At 62.9% G+C, this 23,024-nt stretch carries 21 protein-coding genes; 15 read left to right on the forward strand and 6 right to left on the reverse strand.

The window, feature by feature from the left end; genetic code table 11:
* The first annotated feature begins 57 nt into the window (after positions 1-57).
* Positions 58-1,062, forward strand: a complete 1,005-nt coding sequence (locus QMX96_RS16175) for an alpha/beta hydrolase family protein (RefSeq protein WP_236177195.1) — start codon at positions 58-60, stop codon at positions 1,060-1,062.
* On the opposite strand, the gene QMX96_RS16180 is transcribed toward QMX96_RS16175, so the two are convergent.
* The 3 genes from QMX96_RS16180 to QMX96_RS16190 are packed head-to-tail and all read right to left on the reverse strand — an operon-like array spanning position 1,059 to position 3,518.
* Positions 1,059-1,823, reverse strand: a complete 765-nt coding sequence (locus QMX96_RS16180; RefSeq protein WP_043863761.1) for a TerB family tellurite resistance protein — start codon at positions 1,821-1,823, stop codon at positions 1,059-1,061. The genes QMX96_RS16175 and QMX96_RS16180 overlap by 4 nt on opposite strands.
* Before the next feature lies 1 nt (position 1,824).
* A complete protein-coding gene (gene murU, locus QMX96_RS16185; RefSeq protein ID WP_043863760.1) occupies positions 1,825-2,496 on the reverse strand; it encodes an N-acetylmuramate alpha-1-phosphate uridylyltransferase MurU in 672 nt (223 codons plus the stop codon).
* Entirely contained in the window at positions 2,493-3,518 is a 1,026-nt protein-coding gene (locus QMX96_RS16190; RefSeq protein WP_054915958.1) for a phosphotransferase, read from the reverse strand. Before QMX96_RS16190 ends, murU begins: the two co-directional genes overlap by 4 nt.
* Positions 3,519-3,648: 130 nt before the next feature.
* On the opposite strand from QMX96_RS16190, the gene QMX96_RS16195 reads away from it, so the two are divergent.
* From QMX96_RS16195 to QMX96_RS16245, 11 genes are all read left to right on the forward strand, one after another.
* Complete coding sequence (locus tag QMX96_RS16195) at positions 3,649-6,429, forward strand: LPS-assembly protein LptD (protein WP_282362055.1); 2,781 nt, start codon at positions 3,649-3,651, stop codon at positions 6,427-6,429.
* Positions 6,410-7,726, forward strand: a complete 1,317-nt coding sequence (locus tag QMX96_RS16200; RefSeq protein ID WP_043863757.1) for a peptidylprolyl isomerase — start codon at positions 6,410-6,412, stop codon at positions 7,724-7,726. Before QMX96_RS16195 ends, QMX96_RS16200 begins: the two co-directional genes overlap by 20 nt.
* Complete coding sequence (gene pdxA / locus QMX96_RS16205; protein WP_116052337.1) at positions 7,723-8,712, forward strand: 4-hydroxythreonine-4-phosphate dehydrogenase PdxA; 990 nt, start codon at positions 7,723-7,725, stop codon at positions 8,710-8,712. Before QMX96_RS16200 ends, pdxA begins: the two co-directional genes overlap by 4 nt.
* Entirely contained in the window at positions 8,709-9,509 is an 801-nt protein-coding gene (rsmA, locus tag QMX96_RS16210; protein WP_282362056.1) for a 16S rRNA (adenine(1518)-N(6)/adenine(1519)-N(6))-dimethyltransferase RsmA, read from the forward strand. The genes pdxA and rsmA overlap by 4 nt, the downstream gene beginning before the upstream one ends.
* A gap of 105 nt (positions 9,510-9,614) precedes the next feature.
* Complete coding sequence (apaG, locus tag QMX96_RS16215) at positions 9,615-9,995, forward strand: Co2+/Mg2+ efflux protein ApaG (RefSeq protein WP_043863754.1); 381 nt, start codon at positions 9,615-9,617, stop codon at positions 9,993-9,995.
* Positions 9,995-10,870, forward strand: coding sequence for a symmetrical bis(5'-nucleosyl)-tetraphosphatase (locus QMX96_RS16220; protein WP_282362057.1), 876 nt, complete (start codon positions 9,995-9,997; stop codon positions 10,868-10,870). The genes apaG and QMX96_RS16220 overlap by 1 nt, the downstream gene beginning before the upstream one ends.
* Positions 10,871-10,881: 11 nt before the next feature.
* The gene (glpE, locus tag QMX96_RS16225) at positions 10,882-11,211 is read left to right on the forward strand and encodes a thiosulfate sulfurtransferase GlpE (RefSeq protein WP_282362058.1); all 330 of its coding nucleotides are present in this window, start codon (positions 10,882-10,884) and stop codon (positions 11,209-11,211) included.
* A gap of 281 nt (positions 11,212-11,492) precedes the next feature.
* Positions 11,493-13,415: a PrkA family serine protein kinase gene (locus tag QMX96_RS16230; RefSeq protein ID WP_043863751.1), complete on the forward strand. Its 1,923-nt coding sequence runs from the start codon at positions 11,493-11,495 to the stop codon at positions 13,413-13,415.
* A gap of 123 nt (positions 13,416-13,538) precedes the next feature.
* Positions 13,539-14,810: a YeaH/YhbH family protein gene (locus QMX96_RS16235; RefSeq protein WP_043863750.1), complete on the forward strand. Its 1,272-nt coding sequence runs from the start codon at positions 13,539-13,541 to the stop codon at positions 14,808-14,810.
* The gene (locus tag QMX96_RS16240) at positions 14,807-16,369 is read left to right on the forward strand and encodes a SpoVR family protein (RefSeq protein ID WP_043863749.1); all 1,563 of its coding nucleotides are present in this window, start codon (positions 14,807-14,809) and stop codon (positions 16,367-16,369) included. The genes QMX96_RS16235 and QMX96_RS16240 overlap by 4 nt, the downstream gene beginning before the upstream one ends.
* Before the next feature lie 64 nt (positions 16,370-16,433).
* Positions 16,434-17,663, forward strand: coding sequence for a multifunctional CCA addition/repair protein (locus QMX96_RS16245; RefSeq protein WP_282362059.1), 1,230 nt, complete (start codon positions 16,434-16,436; stop codon positions 17,661-17,663).
* 48 nt (positions 17,664-17,711) lie between these two features.
* Here QMX96_RS16245 and folK read toward each other — a convergent pair whose 3' ends face one another.
* The gene (folK, locus tag QMX96_RS16250) at positions 17,712-18,221 is read right to left on the reverse strand and encodes a 2-amino-4-hydroxy-6-hydroxymethyldihydropteridine diphosphokinase (protein ID WP_282362060.1); all 510 of its coding nucleotides are present in this window, start codon (positions 18,219-18,221) and stop codon (positions 17,712-17,714) included.
* A complete protein-coding gene (gene folB / locus QMX96_RS16255) occupies positions 18,212-18,565 on the reverse strand; it encodes a dihydroneopterin aldolase (protein ID WP_043863746.1) in 354 nt (117 codons plus the stop codon). The genes folK and folB overlap by 10 nt, the downstream gene beginning before the upstream one ends.
* 74 nt (positions 18,566-18,639) lie before the next feature.
* On the opposite strand from folB, the gene plsY reads away from it, so the two are divergent.
* Positions 18,640-19,209: a glycerol-3-phosphate 1-O-acyltransferase PlsY gene (gene plsY / locus QMX96_RS16260; protein ID WP_043863745.1), complete on the forward strand. Its 570-nt coding sequence runs from the start codon at positions 18,640-18,642 to the stop codon at positions 19,207-19,209.
* Between the two features lie 26 nt (positions 19,210-19,235).
* Here the strand turns inward: plsY and tsaD are convergent, their stop codons facing one another.
* Positions 19,236-20,261: a tRNA (adenosine(37)-N6)-threonylcarbamoyltransferase complex transferase subunit TsaD gene (tsaD, locus tag QMX96_RS16265; protein ID WP_054915962.1), complete on the reverse strand. Its 1,026-nt coding sequence runs from the start codon at positions 20,259-20,261 to the stop codon at positions 19,236-19,238.
* 202 nt (positions 20,262-20,463) lie between these two features.
* On the opposite strand from tsaD, the gene rpsU reads away from it, so the two are divergent.
* A complete protein-coding gene (gene rpsU / locus QMX96_RS16270) occupies positions 20,464-20,679 on the forward strand; it encodes a 30S ribosomal protein S21 (RefSeq protein ID WP_002551877.1) in 216 nt (71 codons plus the stop codon).
* Between the two features lie 321 nt (positions 20,680-21,000).
* Entirely contained in the window at positions 21,001-22,980 is a 1,980-nt protein-coding gene (gene dnaG, locus QMX96_RS16275; protein ID WP_043863743.1) for a DNA primase, read from the forward strand.
* Positions 22,981-23,024 lie beyond the last annotated feature (44 nt).

The following is a 23,024-nucleotide window of genomic DNA, read 5'->3' on the forward strand; positions in this document are numbered from 1 at the left end:
GGCCGTCGTCGACAAATACCATTAGGCTGTCGGTATCACTCTGGCCTGGATCGATCAATGTTCGTACTCAAACGCACGGCGCTTTCGGCGCTATGCCTGTCCTTGATACTACCTTGTACCGCACAAGTTCTGGCGCAGGAAACGCCGGCCGCCGACGCCGATGCCGCGCCGGCCACGCGCCAGGCGCTGCCCGAGCGCAGCCAGGAAGACGCCCAGGCCCTGGAGCGGCAAGTGCCCAAGGACGAGCAGCAAACCCTGCAGGCCGGCAGTGACAGCTTCCTGGCCCTGTGGAAACCTGCCAACACCCCGGCACCCGAAGGCGTTGTGATCATCGTCCCGGGTGCCGGCGAGAGCGCCGACTGGCCACGCACCGTCGGCCCCCTGCGGCGCAAGTTCCCCGATGCAAAATGGGCCAGTCTGAGCCTGAGCCTGCCGGATCTGCTGGCCGAGAGCCCGGTGGCCCGCAAGGAAACCCCGGCACCGGCACCGCAACCGGACAAGGACGTGAAGGGCGCACCGGCCAAGGCCACGCCGGCCGATGCCAATGCCAACATTGCCCAGGCCACCGCAGCAGAAACCGAAAACAGCGAAAGCGCCGAAGCGCCCGCCAGTACCGATCCGGCGGCCAGTGAAAAGGCCGACGCCGAGCGCATCTTCGCCCGCCTGGATGCCGCCGTCGCCTACGCACAGCAGCAGAACGCACGCAGCGTGGTGCTGCTGGGCAGCGGCAGCGGTGCCTACTGGTCAGCCCGTTACATCAGCGAACGGCAACCGCCGCAGGTGCAAAAGCTGGTGATGGTCGCTGCGCAGAACCCGGCCCGCGTCGAACACAGCCTCGACAGCCTGGCCGCCACGCTCAAGCTGCCGACCGCCGACTTCTACTATGCCAACCAGGCCGGCGCCAGGCAGGCGGCCGTGAACCGCCTGCAGGCCAGCAAGCGACTCAAGGACAGCAGCTACCACCAGGTCGCCCTGACGGCCATGCCCGGCAACCAGGCTGCCGAGCAGGAGCAACTGTTCCGCCGCATTCGCGGCTGGCTGAGCCCGCAAGCGGTCGACTAGAAGCCGCGCCGCTTGCGTACCACCGCGTAGGCCTGATGCAGGTCCCGGGTACGCTCGGTGGCGTCGCGCACCTGCGCCGGGCTCGCGCCGCTACCCACCAGTTTGTCCGGATGATGCCGGCTGAGCAGGCGCCGGTAGGCCTGCTTGACCTGTACAGGCTCGGTCTCGGGTAACACCCCCAGCAAGCGCAGGGCCTCGGGATAGCTGATGCCCTGATTGCCCAGGGCCGCCCGGTGCGGCTCGTAGTCGCTGGCCAATGCCTGCACCCGGGTCGTCGACCAGCCCAGCTGCTGCCCCCACTGCATCAGCAGTTCGCGCTCGTGACGCCCTACCCGGCCATCGGCCCAGACCATGCGCCAGCAGGCACGCAGCAAGCCTTCGGCAGCATGGGGTTGCTGCTTGAGGCGACGCAGGTGCGGATGCAGGCGCTCGCTGCCGCTCTTGCCCCGGTTGAATGCGGCAATCGCGCGCAGACGTGCCGGTTCGCTCATCTCCAGGCGCTGCATTTCCTGACGCGCCTGCTGGATATGTCCGTCGACCACCCGCCCTTCACTCTTGGCCAGGCGCCCAAGCAGCACGAACAGCACTTCGTCGTCGCGCAGCACCGCGCGCCCGCCCAGACGCTCGCGCAGGTGCGCCCAACTGTGCAGTTGCAGACGGCGGTCCATCGCCTGACCGAGCAATGCCCCCAGCAACGCCCCTGGAATGCTGGCGATGGCAAAACCCGCTCCGGCACCAATCACTGTGCTCGGCCACAACATGTCAGCGGCGCTCGGCGAGCAGGCGCTCGACTTCGGCAAGGCGTTCGAGGGTACCCACATCCACCCACTGGCCAGTGAAATGCTCCCCACTGACCAGGCCCTTGGCCATCGCCTGGCGAAACAGCGGTGCCAGCTTGAAGGCGCCGGCCTGGCAACCGTCGAACAGTTCCGGGTGCAGCACGGCGATCCCGCTGTAGGTCAAGGTCGGCGAAACCGCGTCGGCATCCTTGACCTGCCCGGCCTGCAGGCGGAAGTCACCTTTGCCGTGATGGCCCGGGTTGTCCACCAGCACCAGGTGCGCCAGCCCGGACAGCGACGCAGGCAGGCGGCTGAAGTCGTACTCGGTCCAGATGTCGCCGTTGATCAGCGCAAAAGGCGCGTCGCCAAGCAGCGGCAGCGCCTTGTAGATCCCGCCACCGGTTTCCAGTGGTTCGCCTTCGGCGGAATAGCGGATGCTCAGGCCCAGTTGCGCGCCATCGCCCAGGTGCTCTTCGATCTGCTGCCCCAGCCAGGCATGATTGATCACCACCTCGGTGAAGCCCGCCCTCGCCAGGGCGCGCAGGTGATACTCGATCAACGGCACGCCGGCCACCGGCACCAGTGGCTTGGGTGTATGCAAGGTCAGCGGGCGCATGCGCTCGCCCTTGCCTGCGGCCAGAATCATCGCCTTCATGCGCGCGCCCCGCCTGCGGCCTGCAGGCTGTCGATCAGTTCGTCCAGCTCGGCCAGCTCAGGGCGGCGGGCGATCACTTCATCTATATAAGCAAAGAACCGCGGCACATCGGCCAGGTAGCGCGGCTTGCCGTCACGGTGGCAGATGCGCGCGAAGATGCCGATCACCTTGAGGTGGCGCTGCACGCCCATCAGGTCGCTGGCACGCTGGAAGTCCTCGAAATCGGCCTGCACCGGTACGCCCAGAGCCTGCGCCCGCTGCCAGTAGTCCTTGAGCCAGCCCTCTACCCGTGCCTGCGGCCAACTGAGGAAGGCGTCCTTGAACAGACAGGTGATGTCGTAGGTCACCGGGCCGTACACCGCATCCTGGAAATCCAGCACGCCCGGGTTGGGCACACTCTGCATCAGGTTGCGCGGCATGTAGTCACGGTGCACCAGCACCTTGGGCTGGGCCAGGGCGCTGTCGATCAGCAGGGTGCTGATGCGTTGCCAGGCCGCCTGCTGCTCATTATTCATCTGCAGGCCCAGTTCACGGCCCACGTACCACTCTGGGAACAGCTCCAGCTCGCGGCGCAGCAGGGCCAGGTCATAACTGGGCAACGGCGCCTGCATCGGCAGTTGCTGGAAGGCCAGCAGCGCCTGGATGGCATCGTCGAACAGGCCATCGGCGTTGTCGCTGGTGATCACATCGAGGTAGGTGTGGTTGCCCAGATCACTCAGCAGCAGGAAGCCGCGCTCGAGATCCTGAGCGTGAATTTGCGGCACATTGACCTCGGCGCTGGCCAATAAATGAGCAATTTCCACAAAAGGCCGGCAGTTTTCCTGCGGCGGCGGGGCATCCATCACAATAAAACTGCGTCCTTCGGCGGCCCAGCGGAAGTAGCGGCGAAAGCTCGCGTCGCTGCTGGCAGCGGTCAGGCAGCCCGCTGGAACCGGACCCCAGCCCTGTTTATGGAAAAGATTTGCCAGCTGTTCGGCCAGCCATACATTCAGGTGTTGCAGGCGTACATCATGTTCGGGCATTACATGGGTCTCCGACGGCCCTAGCCGTCAAGCGGGTCATGCTTTATTATCCAGCATCTTTTTCAGACCATCGAGAGGCGTGCGGCCCCACACGCGGGCAGATGGCACGCAGGAAGCCCGGACTAATAAGATGGCATTGAAATCCCCCGCGTTTCGTAAAAAATTCCCGTTGCTCGTCACCGGCGGTCTGCTGGCGATGCAACCCCTGGCCACGTCGTACGTGGTGGCTGCCGAGCAGTTCGACTGCCAAGTTTCCGCTGCCGGAGGTTGGGACTGCAAGCCCAAGACCAGCACCGCGAACCTGCCACCACGCCCTGTGCATGACGGTGCGGCGGTCAGCTCGGCCGGCGAAACGCCTGCCCAGAGCGCCGACGGCAGTGCCGAAGCGGTGGGCAAGGGCCCAGCACTCGTCACCGAAACCAAGGGGCGCGGCCTGAAGGCACGCAGCGCCGACTACAGCCATCTGGACTGGGTACCACGCGATCAGCTGACCCCTGCCCAGCTCGCCGAAGCCGGCCCGTATTGCTCCGGGGCCTACATCGAGCCAACCCGTCCGGGCATGGATGACACCACGCCCAAGGACGAGTCGCCGACCTTCATCGGTGCCAAGGTATCGCGCTACCAGCAGGAGCAGCAGATCGCCACCCTCGCCGGTGACGTGGTGATGCGCCAGGGCAGCATGCAGGTCGAGGCCGACGAGGCCAATCTGTATCAGGCCGAGAACCGTGGCGAACTGAGCGGCAACGTCAAGATCCGCGACAACGGTTCGCTGGTGGTTGGCGATCACGCCGACATCCAGCTCGACACCGGTGAAGCCAAGGTCGACAACGCCGAGTACGTGATGCACAAGTCGCGTATCCGCGGTAACGCGCTGTACGCCAAGCGTGCCGAAAACGCGATCATTCGCCTCAAGGACGGTACCTACACCACCTGCGAGCCGAACAGCAACGCCTGGCAGCTCAAGGGCAACAACATCACGCTGAACCCGGCCACCGGCTTCGGTACCGCGACCAACGTCACCCTGCGGGTCAAGGATGTACCGGTGCTCTACACCCCGTACATCTACTTCCCGATCGATGACCGTCGCCAGTCCGGCTTCCTGCCGCCATCGTTCAGTACCAGCAGCGACACCGGCTTCATGCTGGTCACGCCGTACTACTTCAACCTGGCACCGAACTACGACGCCACCTTGTATCCACGCTACATGGCCAAGCGCGGCCTGTTGATGGAAGGCGAGTTCCGCTACCTGACCAAGTCCAGCGAAGGGCAGTTCGGTGGTGCGTGGCTGAATGACGAGGAGGACGAGCGCAAGCGCCAGTCCGACTACAAGGAAAAACGCTGGCTGATCAACTGGCAGCACAAGGGTGGCCTGGACGAGCGCCTGATGACCGAGGTCGATTACACCGACATCAGCGATCCGTACTATTTCCAGGATCTGGAATCGGATCAGATCGGCGTACAGAGCACTGACTATGTCAACCAACGCGGTACGCTCACTTACCGCGGCGGTGACTATACCGCCCGACTCAATCTGCAAGCCTACAAGCTGGCGACCATCAGCAAGATCACCCCATATGATCGATTGCCGCAGATTACCTTCAATGGCAAGTTACCCTACAAGCCAGGCGGCCTCGTCTTTGGCTACAACACTGAGTTCGTGCGATTTGACCGCGACCTGCGTCACGGTAACTTTGTTGATGAAAACGGCAACCCCGAGTTGCGGTATGACGAACGTGTAGTAGGCCTGGCCCGCGCCAATGGCGATCGCGTCACATTGGCGCCGTCGGTTAGCCTGCCTATGAGCACAAGCTATGGTTTTCTCAAGCCATCGGTGAAATTCATTCACACCAGCTACGATCTAGACCTCGATCAACGCGGGAAGAATACGCTAGCTGCTGATGAGCAGTTCAGCAGTTCGCAGAACCGCAATGTACCGATTTTAAGCGTCGACAGCGGCCTGTACTTTGATCGCGACACTCAGTGGTTCGGCACTAACTACCGCCAGACGCTAGAACCGCGCCTGTATTACCTGAATGTCCCATACAAGGACCAGACCGACATCCCCGTGTTCGATACAGGTGAATCGACCTTCAGCTACTCATCCCTGTTCCGCGAAAACCGCTTCAGCGGTTCCGACCGGATCGGTGACGAGAACAAGCTGTCGCTCGGCATTACCAATCGCTGGATTGAGGAAAACGGTTTCGAGCGCCAACGTTTCAGTATCGGCCAGGCCTTCTACTTCAAGGATCGCAAGGTTCAATTGCCACGTATTGACTGGCGCACCCGTGAAGATGCCAAGGCTGACGTATCACCCTATGCGCTGGAGCATGAGTACCGCTTCAACCGCGACTGGCGCTTGAACTCTAACTTCAACTGGGATCCGGATAGCCGTAGCACACGCTCAGGCAGCACTATGTTCCACTACCAGCCTGCCGATAACGTCAACAAGATCGTCAACCTGGGCTACCGCTATCGTAACGATACTGTCCGTTACAACCAAAGCACCGGCCAATGGCAAGTCGGCGGCGGAGATTACGGCACACCTGGCACTCCGAACTACGTGAAGGACTACTACAAGATCCAGCAACATGACTTCTCCGTCATGTGGCCGATCGTTCCGCAGTGGACTGCAATCGCCCGCTGGCAGCACGACTACAACCGCAACCGCACCCTGGAAGCCATGGGCGGTTTCGAGTACGACAACTGCTGCTGGAAGCTGCGTCTGATCAACCGCTACTGGATCGATTACGACGAATACAGCCAGGACGCACCCTCCAACGAAAAAGGCGACCATGGGATCTTCCTGCAGATCGTGCTGAAAGGCCTCGGTGGTGTAGTGGGTAAAAAGGTCGAAACTTTCCTCGACGAAGGCATTCAAGGTTACCGTGCACGTGAAGACCAAGCTTATTGACTGTCTGCGCCCGCTGATGCTGGGCGCTGTATTACTGAGCAGCACCGCGCACGCCGCGGTGCAGACCCTGGACAAGGTGGTGGCCATCGTCGACAACGACGTGGTCATGCAAAGCCAGCTGGACCAGCGCGTGCGCGAGGTCGAACAGACCATCGCCAAGCGCGGCGGCGCCACACCTCCGCCCGGCGTGCTCGACCAGCAGGTGCTGGAGCGCCTGATCGTGGAAAACCTGCAACTGCAGATTGGCGATCGTTCCGGCATCCGCATCACCGACGAAGAACTCAACCAGGCCATGGACACCATTGCCCAGCGCAACGGCATGAACATGAGCCAGTTCCGTGCGGCCCTGGCCCATGACGGCCTGTCGTTCGATGACGCCCGCGAGCAGGTCCGTCGCGAGATGATCATCAGCCGCGTGCGCCAGCGCCGGGTAGCCGAACGCATCCAGGTTTCGGAACAGGAAGTGAAGAACTTCCTCGCCTCGGACCTGGGCAAGATGCAGTTGTCCGAAGAGTTCCGCCTGGCCAACATCCTGATCCCGACCCCGGAAAGCGCCAACTCGGCGGCTATCCAGGCGGCTGGCCAGCAAGCGGCCGCGATCTACCAGCAGCTCAAGCAAGGCGCCGACTTCGCCCAGCTGGCGACTGCCCGTTCGGCCAGCGAGAACGCACTGGAAGGTGGCGAGATGGGCTGGCGCAAGGCCGCCCAGCTGCCACCTCCTTTCGATCGCCTGCTCAGCACCATGGCTGTGGGTGACGTCACCGAGCCTGTACGCACACCGGGTGGCTTCATCATCCTGAAGCTGCAGGAAAAGCGCGGCGGCCAGACACAGCTGCGCGACGAAGTGCATGTTCGCCACATCCTGATCAAGCCAAGCGAAGTGCGCAGCGAAGCCGCCACCCAGCAACTGGCGGAAAAGCTCTATGAACGCATCAGCGCCGGCGAAGATTTCGCCGAGCTGGCGAAGAGCTTCTCCGAAGATCCGGGTTCAGCGCTCAATGGCGGCGACCTCAACTGGGTCGATCCGAACGCACTGGTACCCGAGTTCCGCGAAGTCATGGCCAGCACCCCTCAGGGTCAGCTGTCCAAGCCGTTCCAGACCCAATACGGCTGGCACGTACTGGAAGTCCTGGGCCGTCGCTCCACCGACAGCACCGAACAGGCACGCGAGCAGCAAGCCATGAACGTGCTGCGCAACCGCAAGTACGACGAAGAGCTGCAAAGCTGGCTGCGTCAGATCCGCGACGAAGCCTATGTTGAAATCAAGCTTCCTGGCGCCGACCAGGCAGCCCAGTGAAACACCAGCGCTTCGCCCTGACACCCGGCGAGCCGGCCGGCATAGGACCTGACCTGTGCCTGCTGCTCGCCGAGCACGCCCAGCCCCACCCCCTGATCGCCATTACCAGTCGTGACCTGCTCGTCGAGCGGGCCGCGCAACTGGGCGTGGCCGTCACGCTGCTGCCTGTCAGCCCCGACGCCTTCCCGGATGCGCCTGCCCCTGCGGGCAGCCTGTACGTGTGGGACACGCCGCTGGCAAGCCGGGTAGTCGCCGGGCAGCTGGACAAACGCAACGCCGCCTTCGTACTGCAAACCCTGACCCGTGCGGGCCAGGGCTGCCTTGACGGGCACTTTGCCGGGATGATCACCGCGCCCGTGCACAAGGGCGTGATCAACGAAAGCGGCATTGCGTTTTCCGGGCATACCGAATTCCTCGCCGAGCTGACCCACACCACGCAAGTGGTGATGATGCTTGCCACCCGCGGGCTGCGCGTGGCCCTGGTGACCACGCACCTGCCGCTGCGCGCAGTGGCCGACGCCATCACCGCCGAACGCCTGGAGCGGGTCACGCGGATCCTGCATGCCGACCTGCAGAGCAAGTTCGGCATCGCCCAGCCACGCATCCTGGTGTGCGGGCTCAACCCGCATGCGGGTGAAGGCGGCCACCTGGGCAGCGAAGAAATAGACATCATCGAACCGACATTGGCGCGCCTGCGCAGCGAAGGCATGGACCTGCGCGGCCCGTTGCCTGCCGACACCCTGTTTACCCCCAAATATCTGGAGCACTGCGACGCAGTGCTGGCGATGTACCACGACCAGGGCCTGCCGGTGCTCAAGTACAAGGGCTTCGGCGCCGCCTTGAACGTCACCCTGGGCCTGCCGATCATTCGCACATCGGTGGACCACGGCACTGCCCTGGACCTTGCCGGCACCGGCAGGATCGACACCGGCAGCCTGCAGGTAGCACTGGAAACCGCCTACCAGATGGCCGAGACCCATTTATGACCGAGCAATACCAACACAAGGCGCGCAAGCGCTTCGGCCAGAACTTTCTGCACGACGCCGGCGTCATCGACCGCATCCTGCGCTCGATCAGCGCCAAGGCAGGCGAGCGCCTGCTGGAAATCGGTCCGGGCCAGGGCGCCCTGACCCAGGGCCTGCTCAACAGCGGCGGCCAGCTGGATGTGGTGGAACTGGACAAGGACCTGGTACCGATCCTCAACCAGCAGTTCGCCGGCCGTGACAACTTCCGCCTGCACCAGGGCGATGCGCTCAAGTTCGACTTCACCAGCCTGGGCGCCGCGCCGCACAGCCTGCGGGTGGTCGGCAACCTGCCGTACAACATCTCCACCCCACTGATCTTTCACCTGCTGGCCAACGCCGAGCTGATCCGCGACATGCACTTCATGCTGCAGAAGGAAGTGGTCGAGCGCCTGGCCGCCGGCCCGGGCGGTGGCGACTGGGGCCGCCTGTCGATCATGGTGCAGTACCACTGCCGCGTGGAACACCTGTTCAACGTCGGCCCGGGGGCGTTCAACCCACCGCCCAAGGTCGATTCGGCCATCGTGCGCCTGGTACCCCACACCACCCTGCCGCACCCGGCAAAGGATCATCGCCTGCTCGAGCACATCGTGCGCGAAGCGTTCAACCAGCGCCGCAAGACACTGCGCAACACCTTGAAGGCCCTGCTCAGCAGCGACGAGATCGCCGCCGCCGGTGTCGATGGCAGCCTGCGCCCCGAGCAACTGGACCTGGCCGCCTTCGTGCGCCTGGCCGACAAGCTGGCCGAACAGCCGCAGTAACACCTGATAACGGCCGGTCATGCCCGCATGACTGGCCGGCAACCCCGCCGATAGCCTAGACTGATGCCATTGCCGTATTCGCGTCTGTTGCCAAGGCCCTCTTGAATGTCCGATCCCCGCTATCAGGTCGACGTCGACGTCGTTACCCGCTTCCTCAAAGAACATTCCGATCCCGAAAACGACCGCTTTGCCTTTGCCTACACCATTACCGTGCACAACAACGGTTCGGTGGCGGCCAAGCTGATGTCGCGTCACTGGCTCATCACCAATGGCGATGGCCAGGTGGAAGAGGTCAAGGGCGCCGGGGTGATCGGTCAGCAGCCGCTGATCGAGCCTGGCCAGAGCCACACCTACAGCAGTGGTGCCGTGCTCAGCACCCAGGTGGGCACCATGGAAGGCAGCTATCAGATGTTCGCCGAGGATGGCATCCGTTTCGAGGCCCCGATCAAGGCGTTCCGCCTGGCCGTACCCGGGTCGCTGCACTGATGGCGGTGTATGCCGTCGGCGATCTCCAGGGCTGCCTGCAACCGCTCAAATGCCTGCTCGAGCGGGTGAACTTCAACCCGTCGGTCGACCGCCTGTGGCTGGTCGGCGACCTGGTCAACCGCGGCCCCGAGTCGCTGGAAACCCTGCGCTATCTGTACGCCATGCGCGACTCGCTGGTGTGCGTGCTGGGCAACCACGACCTGCACCTGCTGGCCGCCTGGCACACCATCGAGCGCCTGAAGAAAAGCGACACCCTGCGCGAGATTCTCGATGCCCCGGATGCCGACGAACTGCTCGACTGGCTGCGCCGGCAAAAGCTGCTGCATTACGACGAGCAGCGCGGCGTGGCGATGGTGCACGCCGGCATTCCACCGCAGTGGACCCTGGGCAAGGCGCTGGAGCTGGCTGGCGAGGTCGAAGAAGTGCTACGCGATGACAATCGGCTCAAGCTCTATCTGGACGGCATGTACGGCAACGAGCCGAACAAGTGGAGCAAGAACCTGGGCGGGGTCGAACGCCTGCGGGTCATCACCAATTATTTCACCCGCATGCGCTTCTGCACCGCCGAGGGCAAACTGGACCTCAAGGGCAAGGAAGGCGCCGACACCGCCCCACCCGGCTACAAACCGTGGTTCGCCCACAAGGGCCGTCGCTCGCGTCACGTGAAGATCATCTTTGGACACTGGGCAGCCCTCGAGGGCCGCTGCACCGAGCCAGGCGTGTACGCACTGGATACCGGCTGCGTGTGGGGCGGTGCGATGACCCTGTTCAATGTCGATACCGGCCAGTACCACCGCTGCGAGTGCACCGAAGAAGGCACCGTTCGCCCGCTGGCCAGCCCCGTGCAACCGGCTAGAATAGCCGATCAATCCTGAAGGACCCGCCCATGAGCGAATTCAAACGTATCCCTCCAGAGCAGGCTCAGGCGCTGCTTGCGCAAGGCGCCGTGGTGGTCGATATCCGCGACCAGCCCACCTTTGCCAACGGCCATATCACCGGCGCCCGCCACCTGGACAACCAGTCGGTCGCCGACTTCATCCGCGGCGCCGACCTCGACGCCCCCACCGTGGTGGTCTGCTACCACGGCAACTCCAGCCAGAGCGCGGCCGCGTATCTGGTCAGCCAGGGTTTTTCCGACGTCTACAGCCTCGACGGCGGCTTCGAGCTGTGGCGCGCCACCTTCCCGGCAGAAACCGCCCAGGGCTCTGCCGAATAATTTTTTTGTTGGCCTGCAGCCCGCGCCCTGCGCGGGCTCGCGCCAGACCAGACGAACGGTCGTGGCGAACTAATCGCCCAACCGCCCTTGACCTCGCCGATTACCAACTATCCTTAAGCCCAGGCCATCCAAAAAGGGGAGAGCCGGTACACCGGCGTGCGGGTCATCGGTAAGGTTCCAAGGGTGTTCTGGGGGGTATACAGCAGGCGGCAGTGCCGTCTGCATGCCAGCATCAACTGATCGATCCGACGTCGGCTCCACGTATCGAGCGAGGTGACGTCATGAGTATTTTTAGCCACTTCCAACAACGTTTCGAGTCCACCCGTCAGGAAGAGCTCTCGCTGCAGGAGTATCTTGAGCTCTGCAAGCAGGACCGTAGTGCCTATGCGTCGGCGGCCGAACGCCTGTTGATGGCTATTGGTGAGCCGGAACTGGTCGACACGTCGAACAACTCGCGGCTGTCGCGGATCTTCTCCAACAAGGTGATCCGGCGCTACCCCGCCTTCGAAGACTTCCATGGCATGGAAGAATGCATCGACCAGATCGTTTCCTACTTCCGCCATGCCGCACAGGGCCTGGAGGAAAAGAAACAGATCCTCTACCTGCTCGGCCCGGTGGGTGGCGGCAAGTCGTCCCTGGCTGAAAAACTCAAGCAACTGATGGAAAAGGTGCCCTTCTACGCCATCAAGGGCTCGCCGGTGTTCGAGTCCCCGCTGGGGCTGTTCAACGCCACCGAGGACGGCGCCATCCTCGAAGAGGACTTCGGCATCCCGCGCCGCTACCTGAACACCATCATGTCGCCCTGGGCGACCAAGCGCCTGGCCGAGTTCGGCGGTGACATCAGCCAGTTCAAGGTGGTCAAGCTCTACCCCTCGATCCTCAACCAGATCGCCGTGGCCAAGACCGAGCCGGGCGACGAGAACAACCAGGACATCTCGGCGCTGGTGGGCAAGGTCGATATCCGCAAGCTCGAGGAATTCCCGCAGAACGACGCCGACGCCTACAGCTATTCGGGCGCACTGTGCCGGGCCAACCAGGGCCTGATGGAATTCGTCGAGATGTTCAAGGCGCCAATCAAGGTCCTGCACCCGCTGCTCACCGCCACCCAGGAGGGCAACTACAACAGCACCGAGGGCCTCGGCGCCATCCCCTACTCCGGGATTCTGCTGGCCCACTCCAACGAATCGGAATGGCACAGCTTTCGCAACAACAAGAACAACGAGGCGTTCATCGACCGGATCTACATCGTCAAGGTGCCGTACTGCCTGCGCGTGAGCGACGAGATCAAGATCTACGACAAGCTGCTGTTCAACAGCTCCCTGGCCAAGGCCCACTGCGCACCCGACACCCTGAAGATGCTGGCCCAGTTCACGGTGCTGTCGCGCCTCAAGGAGCCGGAGAACTCGAACATCTACTCCAAGATGCGCGTGTATGACGGCGAGAACCTCAAGGACACCGATCCGAAGGCCAAGTCGATCCAGGAGTACCGCGACTCGGCCGGTGTCGACGAAGGCATGAACGGCCTGTCGACCCGCTTCGCCTTCAAGATCCTGTCCAAGGTGTTCAACTTCGACCCCCATGAAATCGCGGCCAACCCGGTGCACCTGCTGTACGTGCTGGAGCAGCAGATCGAACAGGAACAGTTCCCGGCCGAGGTGCGCGAGCGCTACCTGCGCTACCTCAAGGAATACCTGGCACCGCGCTACATCGAGTTCATCGGCAAGGAAATCCAGACCGCCTACCTGGAGTCCTACAGCGAATACGGGCAGAACATCTTCGACCGTTATGTGCTGTACGCCGACTTCTGGATTCAGGACCAGGAGTACCGCGACCCCGAAACCGGCGAGATCCTCAACCGCATCGCCCTCAACGAGGAGCTGGAGAAGATCGAGAAACCGGCTGGCATCAGCAATCCGAAGGATTTCCGCAACGAGATCGTCAACTTCGTGCTGCGCGCCCGGGCCAACAACAACGGCAAGAACCCGACCTGGCTGAGCTACGAAAAACTGCGGGTGGTGATCGAGAAGAAAATGTTCTCCAACACCGAAGACCTGCTGCCGGTCATCAGCTTCAACGCCAAGGCGAGCAAGGAGGACCAGCAGAAGCACAACGACTTCGTTACGAGAATGGTCGAACGCGGCTACACGGACAAACAGGTCCGGCTGCTCTCGGAATGGTACCTGCGGGTCAGGAAATCGCAATAAGCGGCAAGCGTCAGGCTGTCAACTGCAAGCCCGGAGTATGCGCCGGGCCTGCAGCGACAGCGCTGCCCATCTTGAAGCTAGAAGCTTGAAGCTTGCAGCTACTGCCTACTCCCGGAGGGGCCTATGAGCTATGTGATCGACCGACGCCTGAACGGCAAGAACAAGAGCACGGTCAACCGCCAGCGCTTTCTGCGGCGTTACCGTGACCACATCAAGAAGGCCGTCGAAGAGGCCGTGAGCCGTCGCTCCATCACCGACATGGAGCATGGCGAGCAGATCAGCATTCCTGGCCGGGATATCGACGAACCGGTACTGCACCATGGACGCGGCGGCAAGCAGACCGTCGTACACCCGGGCAACAAGGAGTTCACCGCCGGCGAGCATATCGCGCGTCCGCAGGGCGGCGGTGGAGGCGGCGGCAAGGGCAAGGCCGGCAATTCCGGCGAAGGCATGGACGAGTTCGTCTTCCAGATCACCCAGGAAGAATTCCTCGAGTTCATGTTCGAAGACCTCGAGCTGCCCAATCTGGTCAAGCGTCACCTGACCGGCACCGACACCTTCAAGACCGTGCGCGCGGGCATCAGCAACGAAGGCAACCCGTCGCGCATCAATATCATCCGCACCCTGCGCTCAGCCCATGCGCGGCGCATTGCGCTGTCGGGCAGCAGCCGCGCCAAACTGCGCGCCGCCCAGGAAGAACTGGCACGCCTGAAGCGCGAAGAGCCGGACAACTTCGGCGATATCCAGGAAATCGAAGGGGAAATAGAACGTCTGAGTGCACGTATACACCGCGTACCCTTTCTCGACACCTTCGACCTCAAGTACAACCTGCTGGTCAAGCAGCCCAACCCCAGTTCCAAGGCCGTGATGTTCTGTCTGATGGACGTGTCCGGCTCCATGACCCAGGCCACGAAGGACATCGCCAAGCGCTTCTTCATCCTGCTGTACCTGTTCCTGAAGCGAAACTACGACAAGATCGAGGTGGTGTTCATCCGCCATCACACCAGCGCGCGCGAAGTGGATGAGGAAGAGTTCTTCTATTCCCGCGAGACGGGCGGCACCATCGTCTCCAGCGCCCTGAAACTGATGCAGGAAATCATGGCCGAGCGCTATCAGGCCAGCGAATGGAACATCTACGCGGCCCAGGCTTCGGACGGTGACAACTGGAACGACGACTCGCCCATCTGCCGCGAGATCCTCACCAAGCAGATCATGCCGTTCGTGCAGTACTACACTTATGTCGAGATCACCCCTCGCGAGCACCAGGCCTTGTGGTTCGAATACGAACGCATCGGCGAAGCCTTCGCCGATACCTTCGCCCAGCAGCAGCTGGTGTCGGCCGGCGATATCTACCCGGTTTTCCGTGAACTCTTCCAGCGCAGGTTAGCCACATGACCGCCAGAGAGCAGAAGCGCCAACCCCTTTCCACCGGGTCCGAGTGGACGTTCGAGCTGATCCAGGCATACGACCGCGAAATCAGTCGCCTGGCCGAGCGCTACGCCCTGGACACCTACCCCAACCAGATCGAGGTGATTACCGCCGAGCAGATGATGGACGCCTATGCGTCGGTCGGCATGCCGCTGGGCTATCACCACTGGTCCTACGGCAAGCATTTCCTGAGCACAGAAAAATCGTACAGTCGCGGCCAGATGGGCCTGGCCTACGAAATCGTGATCAATTCCGACCCCTGCATCGCCTACCTGATGGAGGAGAACACCATCTGCATGCAGGCGCTGGTGGTGGCGCACGCGTGCTACGGGCACAACAGCTTCTTCAAGGGCAATTACCTGTTCCGCACCTGGACCGACGCCAGCTCGATCATCGACTACCTGGTGTTCGCCAAGCAGTACATCACCCAGTGCGAGGAGCGCCACGGCATCGACGCGGTGGAAGACCTGCTGGACTCCTGCCATGCCCTGATGAACTACGGCGTCGACCGCTACAAGCGGCCCTACCCGATCTCCGCCGAAGAAGAGCGTCGCCGCCAGAAGGACCGCGAAGAACACCTGCAAAAGCAGATCAACGACCTGTGGCGCACCATTCCCAAGGGCACCGACAAGTACAACGAGAAAGACAACGCGCGCTTCCCGGCCGAACCGCAGGAAAACATCCTATACTTCATCGAGAAGCACGCCCCGCTGCTCGAACCCTGGCAACGCGAGATCGTGCGCATCGTGCGCAAGATCGCACAGTACTTCTACCCGCAACGCCAGACCCAGGTGATGAACGAAGGCTGGGCGACCTTCTGGCACTACACCCTGATGAACGACCTTTACGACGAGGGCCTCGTGACCGAGGGCTTCATGATGGAGTTTCTGCAGTCGCACACCAGCGTTGTGTTCCAGCCAGGCTTCGACAGCCCCTATTACAGCGGCATCAACCCCTATGCCCTGGGTTTTGCCATGTACCGCGACATCCGGCGCATGTGCGAGCACCCCACTGAGGAAGACCGCCGGTGGTTCCCCGAGATTGCCGGCAGCGACTGGCTGTCGACCATCAAGTTCGCCATGAGCAGCTTCAAGGACGAGAGCTTCATCCTGCAGTACCTGTCGCCCACGGTGATTCGCGACCTCAAGCTGTTCAGCATCCTGGACGACGACCAGAAGGACGACCTGCTGGTACCGGCCATCCACGACGAAGCAGGCTACCGCACCATCCGCGAGATCCTGGCCGCGCAATACAACCTGGGCAACCGCGAACCCAACGTGCAGATCTGGAGCATAGACCGGCGTGGCGACCGCTCGCTGACGCTGCGTCACCAGCAACATGACCGCAAACCGCTGGGCGACTCCACCGACGAGGTGCTCAAGCACCTGCACCGCCTGTGGGGCTTCGACATCCATCTGGAGACCCTGCAAGGCGACCAGGTGATGAAGACCCACCACGTCCCCCCAAAGGGCGAACACGGCGAAGGTGACTACGGACGGCTGGACCTGGCTGTCGTCCACCTGTAGCCGCCCGCGCCAACCTCCGTTGTGGCCAGACAGGGTATCCTGTGGCCTCAACGGAGGTTTTTTCATGCAGATCTATAAAGTCGGTGGTGCCGTGCGCGACCGCCTGCTGGGCAGGCCGGTCACCGATATCGACTGGGTGGTGGTGGGTGCGACGGTCGAGCAGATGCAGGCCCTGGGCTACCGTCCGGTGGGGGCCGACTTCCCCGTCTTCCTTCACCCTCACAGCGGTGAAGAATATGCACTGGCGCGTACGGAGCGCAAAAGCGGGCGCGGCTATGGCGGCTTCACCTTCCATGCCAGCCCCGAGGTCACACTGGAAGAAGACCTGGTGCGGCGCGACCTGACCATCAATGCAATGGCCGAGGACGAACAGGGCCGGATCACCGACCCGTACAAGGGCCAGCAGGATCTCCAAGACCGGATTTTACGCCACGTTTCCCCCGCGTTCGCCGAAGATCCCCTGCGTGTGCTGCGCGTAGCGCGTTTCGCTGCGCGCTATGCCGGGCTGGGTTTCCAGGTAGCCCCCGAAACCCTCGCACTGATGCGCGAGCTGAGCGAGCCGGGTGAACTGCAGGCCCTTACCGCCGAGCGCAGCTGGAAGGAAATCGCCCGCGCCCTGATGGAAGAACAACCCCAGGTGTTCATTCAGGTGCTGCGTGATTGCGGTGCACTGAAGCAGTTGATGCCCGAACTCGACGTGCTGTTCGGCGTTCCGCAACCTGCGGCGCATCATCCTGAAATCGACACCGGCGTGCATACCCTGTCGGTGCTGGAGCAGGCGGCCCGTCACAACCAGCCGCTGACGGTACGCTGGGCCTGCCTGCTGCATGACCTGGGCAAAGGCCTGACCCCCGAAGAGGAGTGGCCGCGGCATATCGCCCATGAGCACCGCGGGCTGAAGGCGATCAAGGCGGTCAACCAGCGCTTCAAGGTACCGCGCGACTGCCAGGAACTGGCCTTGCTGGTGGGCGAGTACCATACCCATGGCCACCGGGCCCTGGAGCTGAAGGCATCGACCTTGCTGGAGTTGCTGCAGCGCTTCGACGTGTACCGGCGCCCGCAACGCTTTGAAGAGTTCATCGCCGCGTGCGAGATGGACGCGCGCGGGCGACTGGGGTTGGAGGAGCGTGATTATCCGCAGGCCGCCTACCTGCGTGGCGCAGCAGACGCCGCGCGGGCAGTGGCGGTGCAGCCACTGGTAGAGAAGGGCTTCACCGGCCAGGGCCTGGGCGAGGCGATCAAGCGCGAGCGGCTGAATGCGCTCAAGGCCTACAAGGAAAGCGCCAAACCCTGAATCGTTAGGCCGGCAAGGGCGGCGATTCCTGATTGCCGCCCCTGACCGTCAGTCCAGCGGCAGCGCCTTGCCATTCCAGGTGAATGGCACCGGTTCGAGTACCTGGTCGATCTGCGCCTGCCGCCACAACTGGGCCATGCTCTTGCCTGCTCCAGGGTGCACCAGTTCCGGCGCGATCAACGACAATGGCCACAAGACGAACGCATTCTTGAGAATTTCGGCCCTTGGCAACACTAGGCCGTCGAAACTGCCGTGCAGGTCACCATACATCAGCACGTCGATATCCAGCGGCAGCCCCTTGCGATCCGGAGCATAACGGCCGTTGTCGGCCTCGATGAACTTCAGGCGACGGTCCAGTTCAAGCAATGGCAGGTCGGTCAGGCCGGTGACCACCAGATTGAAAAACGGCCCGCTCTTGATGCCCACCGCCTGGCTTTCGAACACCGTCGAGCAGCGCATGTCCCTGAGCATCGCAGCCAGCGCATCGAGCCCGGCGCCGAGGTGCCGCTCGCGCTCGATGTTGCTGCCAAGGCCTAGGTATACCGGGGTCAGAGACATCCGCGCTCGATCTCCACGCCCACCCCGCTTGCCGCCGCGATGGCGCCAGGCTTGGTCAGCTTCAGTTGCAGCCAGGGAATCTGGAACTCGTCCATCAGCACCTTGGCCAGGCGTTCGGCGAACGTCTCGACCAGCTCATAGCTGGCCTGTTCGGCAAATGCCTGGATACGTGCCGTGACGCTGGCATAGTCCAGGGCCAGGCTCAGGTCGTCGCCGGCCGCCGCCGGGCGATTGTCCCAGGCGAACCGCAGGTCCAGGCGCAGGCACTGGCGAATACCGCGTTCCCAGTCATAGGCGCCGATCACGGTGTCGACTTCCAGCCCTTCGATGAACACTCTGTCCAAGCACTTCTCTCCACAGCACGACAAGGGCGCCTTGCGCCGCTAGAATCAGGGCGTCCTCGCCCGGAATAGTTAGCATGTTTTGGTTACTGGCGTCGCTCGCCTACCTGCTCGGCTCGCTGTCCTTCGCCATCGTTCTCAGCCGCCTGAGCGGCAGCCCCGACCCGCGTGCCTGCGGCTCAGGCAATGCCGGCGCCACCAACATGCTGCGTCTGGCAGGCCGCAAGCTGGCGATCCTGACCCTGCTTGGCGACCTGTGCAAGGGCCTGTTGCCCGTGCTGATCGCCAGCCTGGTCGGCCTCAACGAGCAGCAGCAGGCCTGGATAGGCCTGTGCGCGGTGGTCGGCCACCTGTTTCCGCTGTACTTCCGCTTTCGCGGCGGCAAGGGCGTGGCCACTGCCGCCGGCGTATTGCTGGGGCTCTACCCCCCGGCCGCCCTGCTGGCCATCAGCGCATGGCTGCTGACCTTCTACCTGACCCGCACCAGCTCGCTGGCCGCCTTGATCGCAACGCCCCTGGCCCTGCCCCTGCTGGCCTGGCGCGAGCCCGAGGCGCTTCTGCCGATGAGCGTGCTGACCGTGCTCATCGTATGGCGCCATCGCGGCAATCTACGCGACCTTTTTGCCGGGCGCGAACGGCATTTCTGAGGCGTTCACATGAGCGGCGCTCATGCTCACAGCCCCTGCAACTGCTCCATCGGCCAGCGTGCCTGCACGCTGATCGCCAGGGTTTCCCGCTGCCCGGCCGCCAGACGCTGGCACCCGGCATAGGCGATCATCGCGCCGTTGTCGGTGCAGAACTCGGGGCGCGCGTAGTACACATTGCCCTTGAGCCCGGCCAGCATCTCCTCCAGCGAGGCACGCAGGGCCTTGTTGGCACTCACCCCACCTGCGATCACCAGGCGCTTGAGCCCGGCCTGCTTGAGGGCGCGCTTGCACTTGATGGTCAAAGTCTCCACCACCGCCTGCTGGAACGCCAGAGCGATGTCGCAACGGGTCTGCTCGGTGTCGTCCCCGGTACGCTGGCACTGCTGCCAGGTGTTCAGGGCAAAGGTCTTCAGGCCGCTGAAGCTGAAATCCAGGCCCGGACGATCGGTCATCGGCCGCGGGAACACGAACCGACCCGGCACGCCCTGCAGCGCCAGGCGCGCGATCTCCGGGCCACCGGGATAGTTCAGGCCCATCATCTTGGCCGTCTTGTCAAACGCTTCGCCGGCCGCATCGTCGAGGGACTCGCCAAGCAGTTCGTACTGGCCGATGCCATCCACACGTACCAACTGCGTATGGCCGCCCGACACCAGCAAGGCGACGAACGGAAACTCCGGCGGTTGTGCCTCGAGCATCGGTGCCAGCAGGTGGCCCTCCATGTGATGCACGCCCAGGGCCGGGATGCCCCAGGCAAAGGCCAGCGCCTGGGCGCACGAAGCCCCCACCAGCAGCGCCCCGACCAGGCCAGGGCCTGCCGTGTAGGCGATGGCGTCGATCTCGGTGGCCACGCAGTCGGCCTCGGCCAGCACCTGGCGGATCAACGGCAGCATGCGCTTGACGTGATCACGCGAGGCCAGCTCCGGCACAACCCCGCCATACGCGCGGTGCAGGTCGATCTGACTGAACAGTGCATCGGCCAGCAGGCCGCGTTCGCTGTCGTATAATGCGACACCAGTTTCGTCGCAGGATGTTTCCAATCCCAGTACTAGCATGGGTTTGCGCCTTGTTGGGGCTGAATTCGAAGGCGCGCATGATAGTCCTCGCTCCCGGTGCCGACCAGCGGTTTTCGATCAGAGGCTTTGCATTCAGGCCAGCTAAGGGTTAACATCCGCAACCCTTAAAAACCGACGTTCTCCAGTGCACATATTTGCCACGAGTTCGTTGACCCCCGGTAATGAATGAAGGTAGCTCTGGATGCCAGCCGTCAAAGTTAAAGAGAACGAACCCTTCGACGTAGCTCTGCGTCGTTTCAAGCGCTCCTGCGAAAAAGCCGGTGTACTGGCTGAAGTTCGTAGCCGCGAATTTTACGAGAAGCCAACTTCCGAGCGTAAGCGCAAGGCAGCAGCCGCTGTCAAACGCCACGCCAAGAAAGTTCAGCGCGAACAGCGCCGCGCCGTTCGTCTGTACTGATACAGACGTTCGTCGCCAGCTTCTGCCATGCCCGGTGCAAGCCGGGCTGTCGGCAGTTGATGCTGTTTCCTCTGGCCTGGACCTTCGGGTCGAGCGCCTGAGATGCCCAAACTGCTATGCAGCAAGGGCAAGCCTGCCTTACACGTCAGACCTGGCCTTACCGCCAGCAGTGCACGTCACCCCTGACGAGCCTTCACCGGCTGCAGACGAGCACACCCCCTTTCCTTTTTTGTGTCACGTCATTCGAGCTTGCATCGAATGCGTCGCTGTTCCCGCAGCATTAGCGATTACACTTGATTGTCGCCTGATGACGAGAGTGCCATGGCCGGGCTGATTCCCCAGAGTTTTATTGACGACCTCCTCAACCGCACCGACATCGTCGACGTGGTGAGTTCGCGTGTAAACCTGAAAAAGTCCGGCAAGAATCACACGGCCTGCTGCCCGTTCCACAAGGAGAAGACCCCCTCCTTCAGCGTCAGCCCCGACAAGCAGTTCTACTACTGCTTCGGTTGCGGCGCCGGCGGCAACGCCCTGGGCTTCATCATGGACCACGACAACCTGGACTTCCCCCAGGCTGTCGAAGAGCTGGCCAAGGCCGCCGGCATGGAAGTGCCGCGCGAAGAGAGCAGCCGCGGGCAAAAGCCGCGCCAGCCCACCGATTCGCCGCTGTACCCGCTGCTCGAGGCCGCTGCCGAGTTCTATCGCCAGGCCCTGAAGAACCACCCGACACGCCGCTCGGCCGTCGAATACCTCAAGGGCCGCGGCCTGTCCGGCGAAATCGCCCGCGACTTCGGCCTGGGCTTCGCGCCGCCGGGCTGGGACAACCTGTTCAAGCACCTGAGCAGCGACGCCCTGCAGCAAAAGGCCATGGTCGACGCCGGCCTGCTGATCGAGAATGCCGAGACCGGCAAGCGCTATGACCGCTTCCGCGACCGCGTGATGTTCCCCATCCGCGACAGCCGTGGCCGGGTCATCGCCTTCGGTGGGCGGGTGCTGGGCGACGACAAGCCCAAGTACCTGAACTCCCCCGAAACCCCTGTGTTCCACAAGGGCCAGGAGCTCTACGGGCTGTACGAGGCACGCAAGTTCAACCGCAACCTCGACGAGATCATCGTGGTCGAGGGCTACATGGACGTCATCGCCCTGGCCCAGCAAGGTTTGCGCAATGCCGTGGCCACCCTTGGCACCGCCACCAGTGAAGACCACCTCAAGCGCCTGTTCCGCGTGGTGCCCAGCGTGCTGTTCTGCTTCGACGGCGACCAGGCCGGCCGCAATGCCGCCTGGCGCGCCCTGGAAGCCACGCTGTCGAGCCTGCAGGACGGGCGCAAGGCGCGCTTTCTGTTCCTGCCAGAAGGCGAAGACCCGGACACCCTGGTGCGTGCCGAGGGCACCGACGCCTTCCGTGCGCGCATCAACCAGCATGCTCAGCCGCTGGCCGATTACTTCTTCCAGCAACTGACCGAAGAAGCCGACCCGCGGTCGCTCGAAGGCAAGGCGCACATGGTGACCCTGGCCGCGCCGTTGATCGACAAAGTGCCCGGCGCCAACCTCAAGGCCCTGATGCGCAACCGCCTGCGCGAAATAACCGGCCTGGACCTGCACCAGGTCGAACAACTGGCCCACAGCGCCCCCAGCGAGGCGCCACCGGCGTACGACCCGGGCATCGACTACGATGCGATTCCCGACTACAGCCCGGATTACAGCGACTTCCACCAGCCCGAGCATTTCCAGCCGCAGCAGCAACAATGGACACCAAGCCAGGGCGGGCAGAAGAAGAAGTGGGAAGGCAAGCCCTGGGACAAGAAGGGCAAGCCGTGGGACAAGAACGGCAAACGCGACTTCCAGCCACCGCCGCGGGTGCCGACGTCGGTGGAACCGCCGACCTTGAGCGCCCTGCGCACCCTCATGCACCACCCACAACTGGCCAAGAAGGTCGAGGATGCCAGCCATTTCGCCGCTGAAGAGCATGTGTATGCCCAGTTGCTGGTGGCGTTGCTCGAAGCCTTGCAAAAGAATCCTGAGCTACGCTCCTTACAGCTGATCGCGCGTTGGCACGGCACCGAACAGGGCCGATTGTTGCGCGCATTGGCAGAAAAGGAATGGCTGATCGATGCCGACAACCTTGAACAACAGTTTTTCGACACCATAACTAGCTTGTCCGCTCGCCAACGCGAGCGCAGCCTGGAACATCTGCTCAGGAAAGCACGTCAAAGTGAGTTGAGCGCAGACGAGAAAAATCAGCTGCGTGACCTGTTAAGCCGGAATGTTCCCGCACAAACCCCGACCTCAACTGGCGCGTGAGGTCCTAGCTCGGGTATAATCCTCGGCTTGTTTTTTGCCCGCCA

It is taken from the genome of Pseudomonas sp. PS01300, from assembly GCF_029960155.1.
Lineage (GTDB): Bacteria > Pseudomonadota > Gammaproteobacteria > Pseudomonadales > Pseudomonadaceae > Aquipseudomonas > Aquipseudomonas palmensis.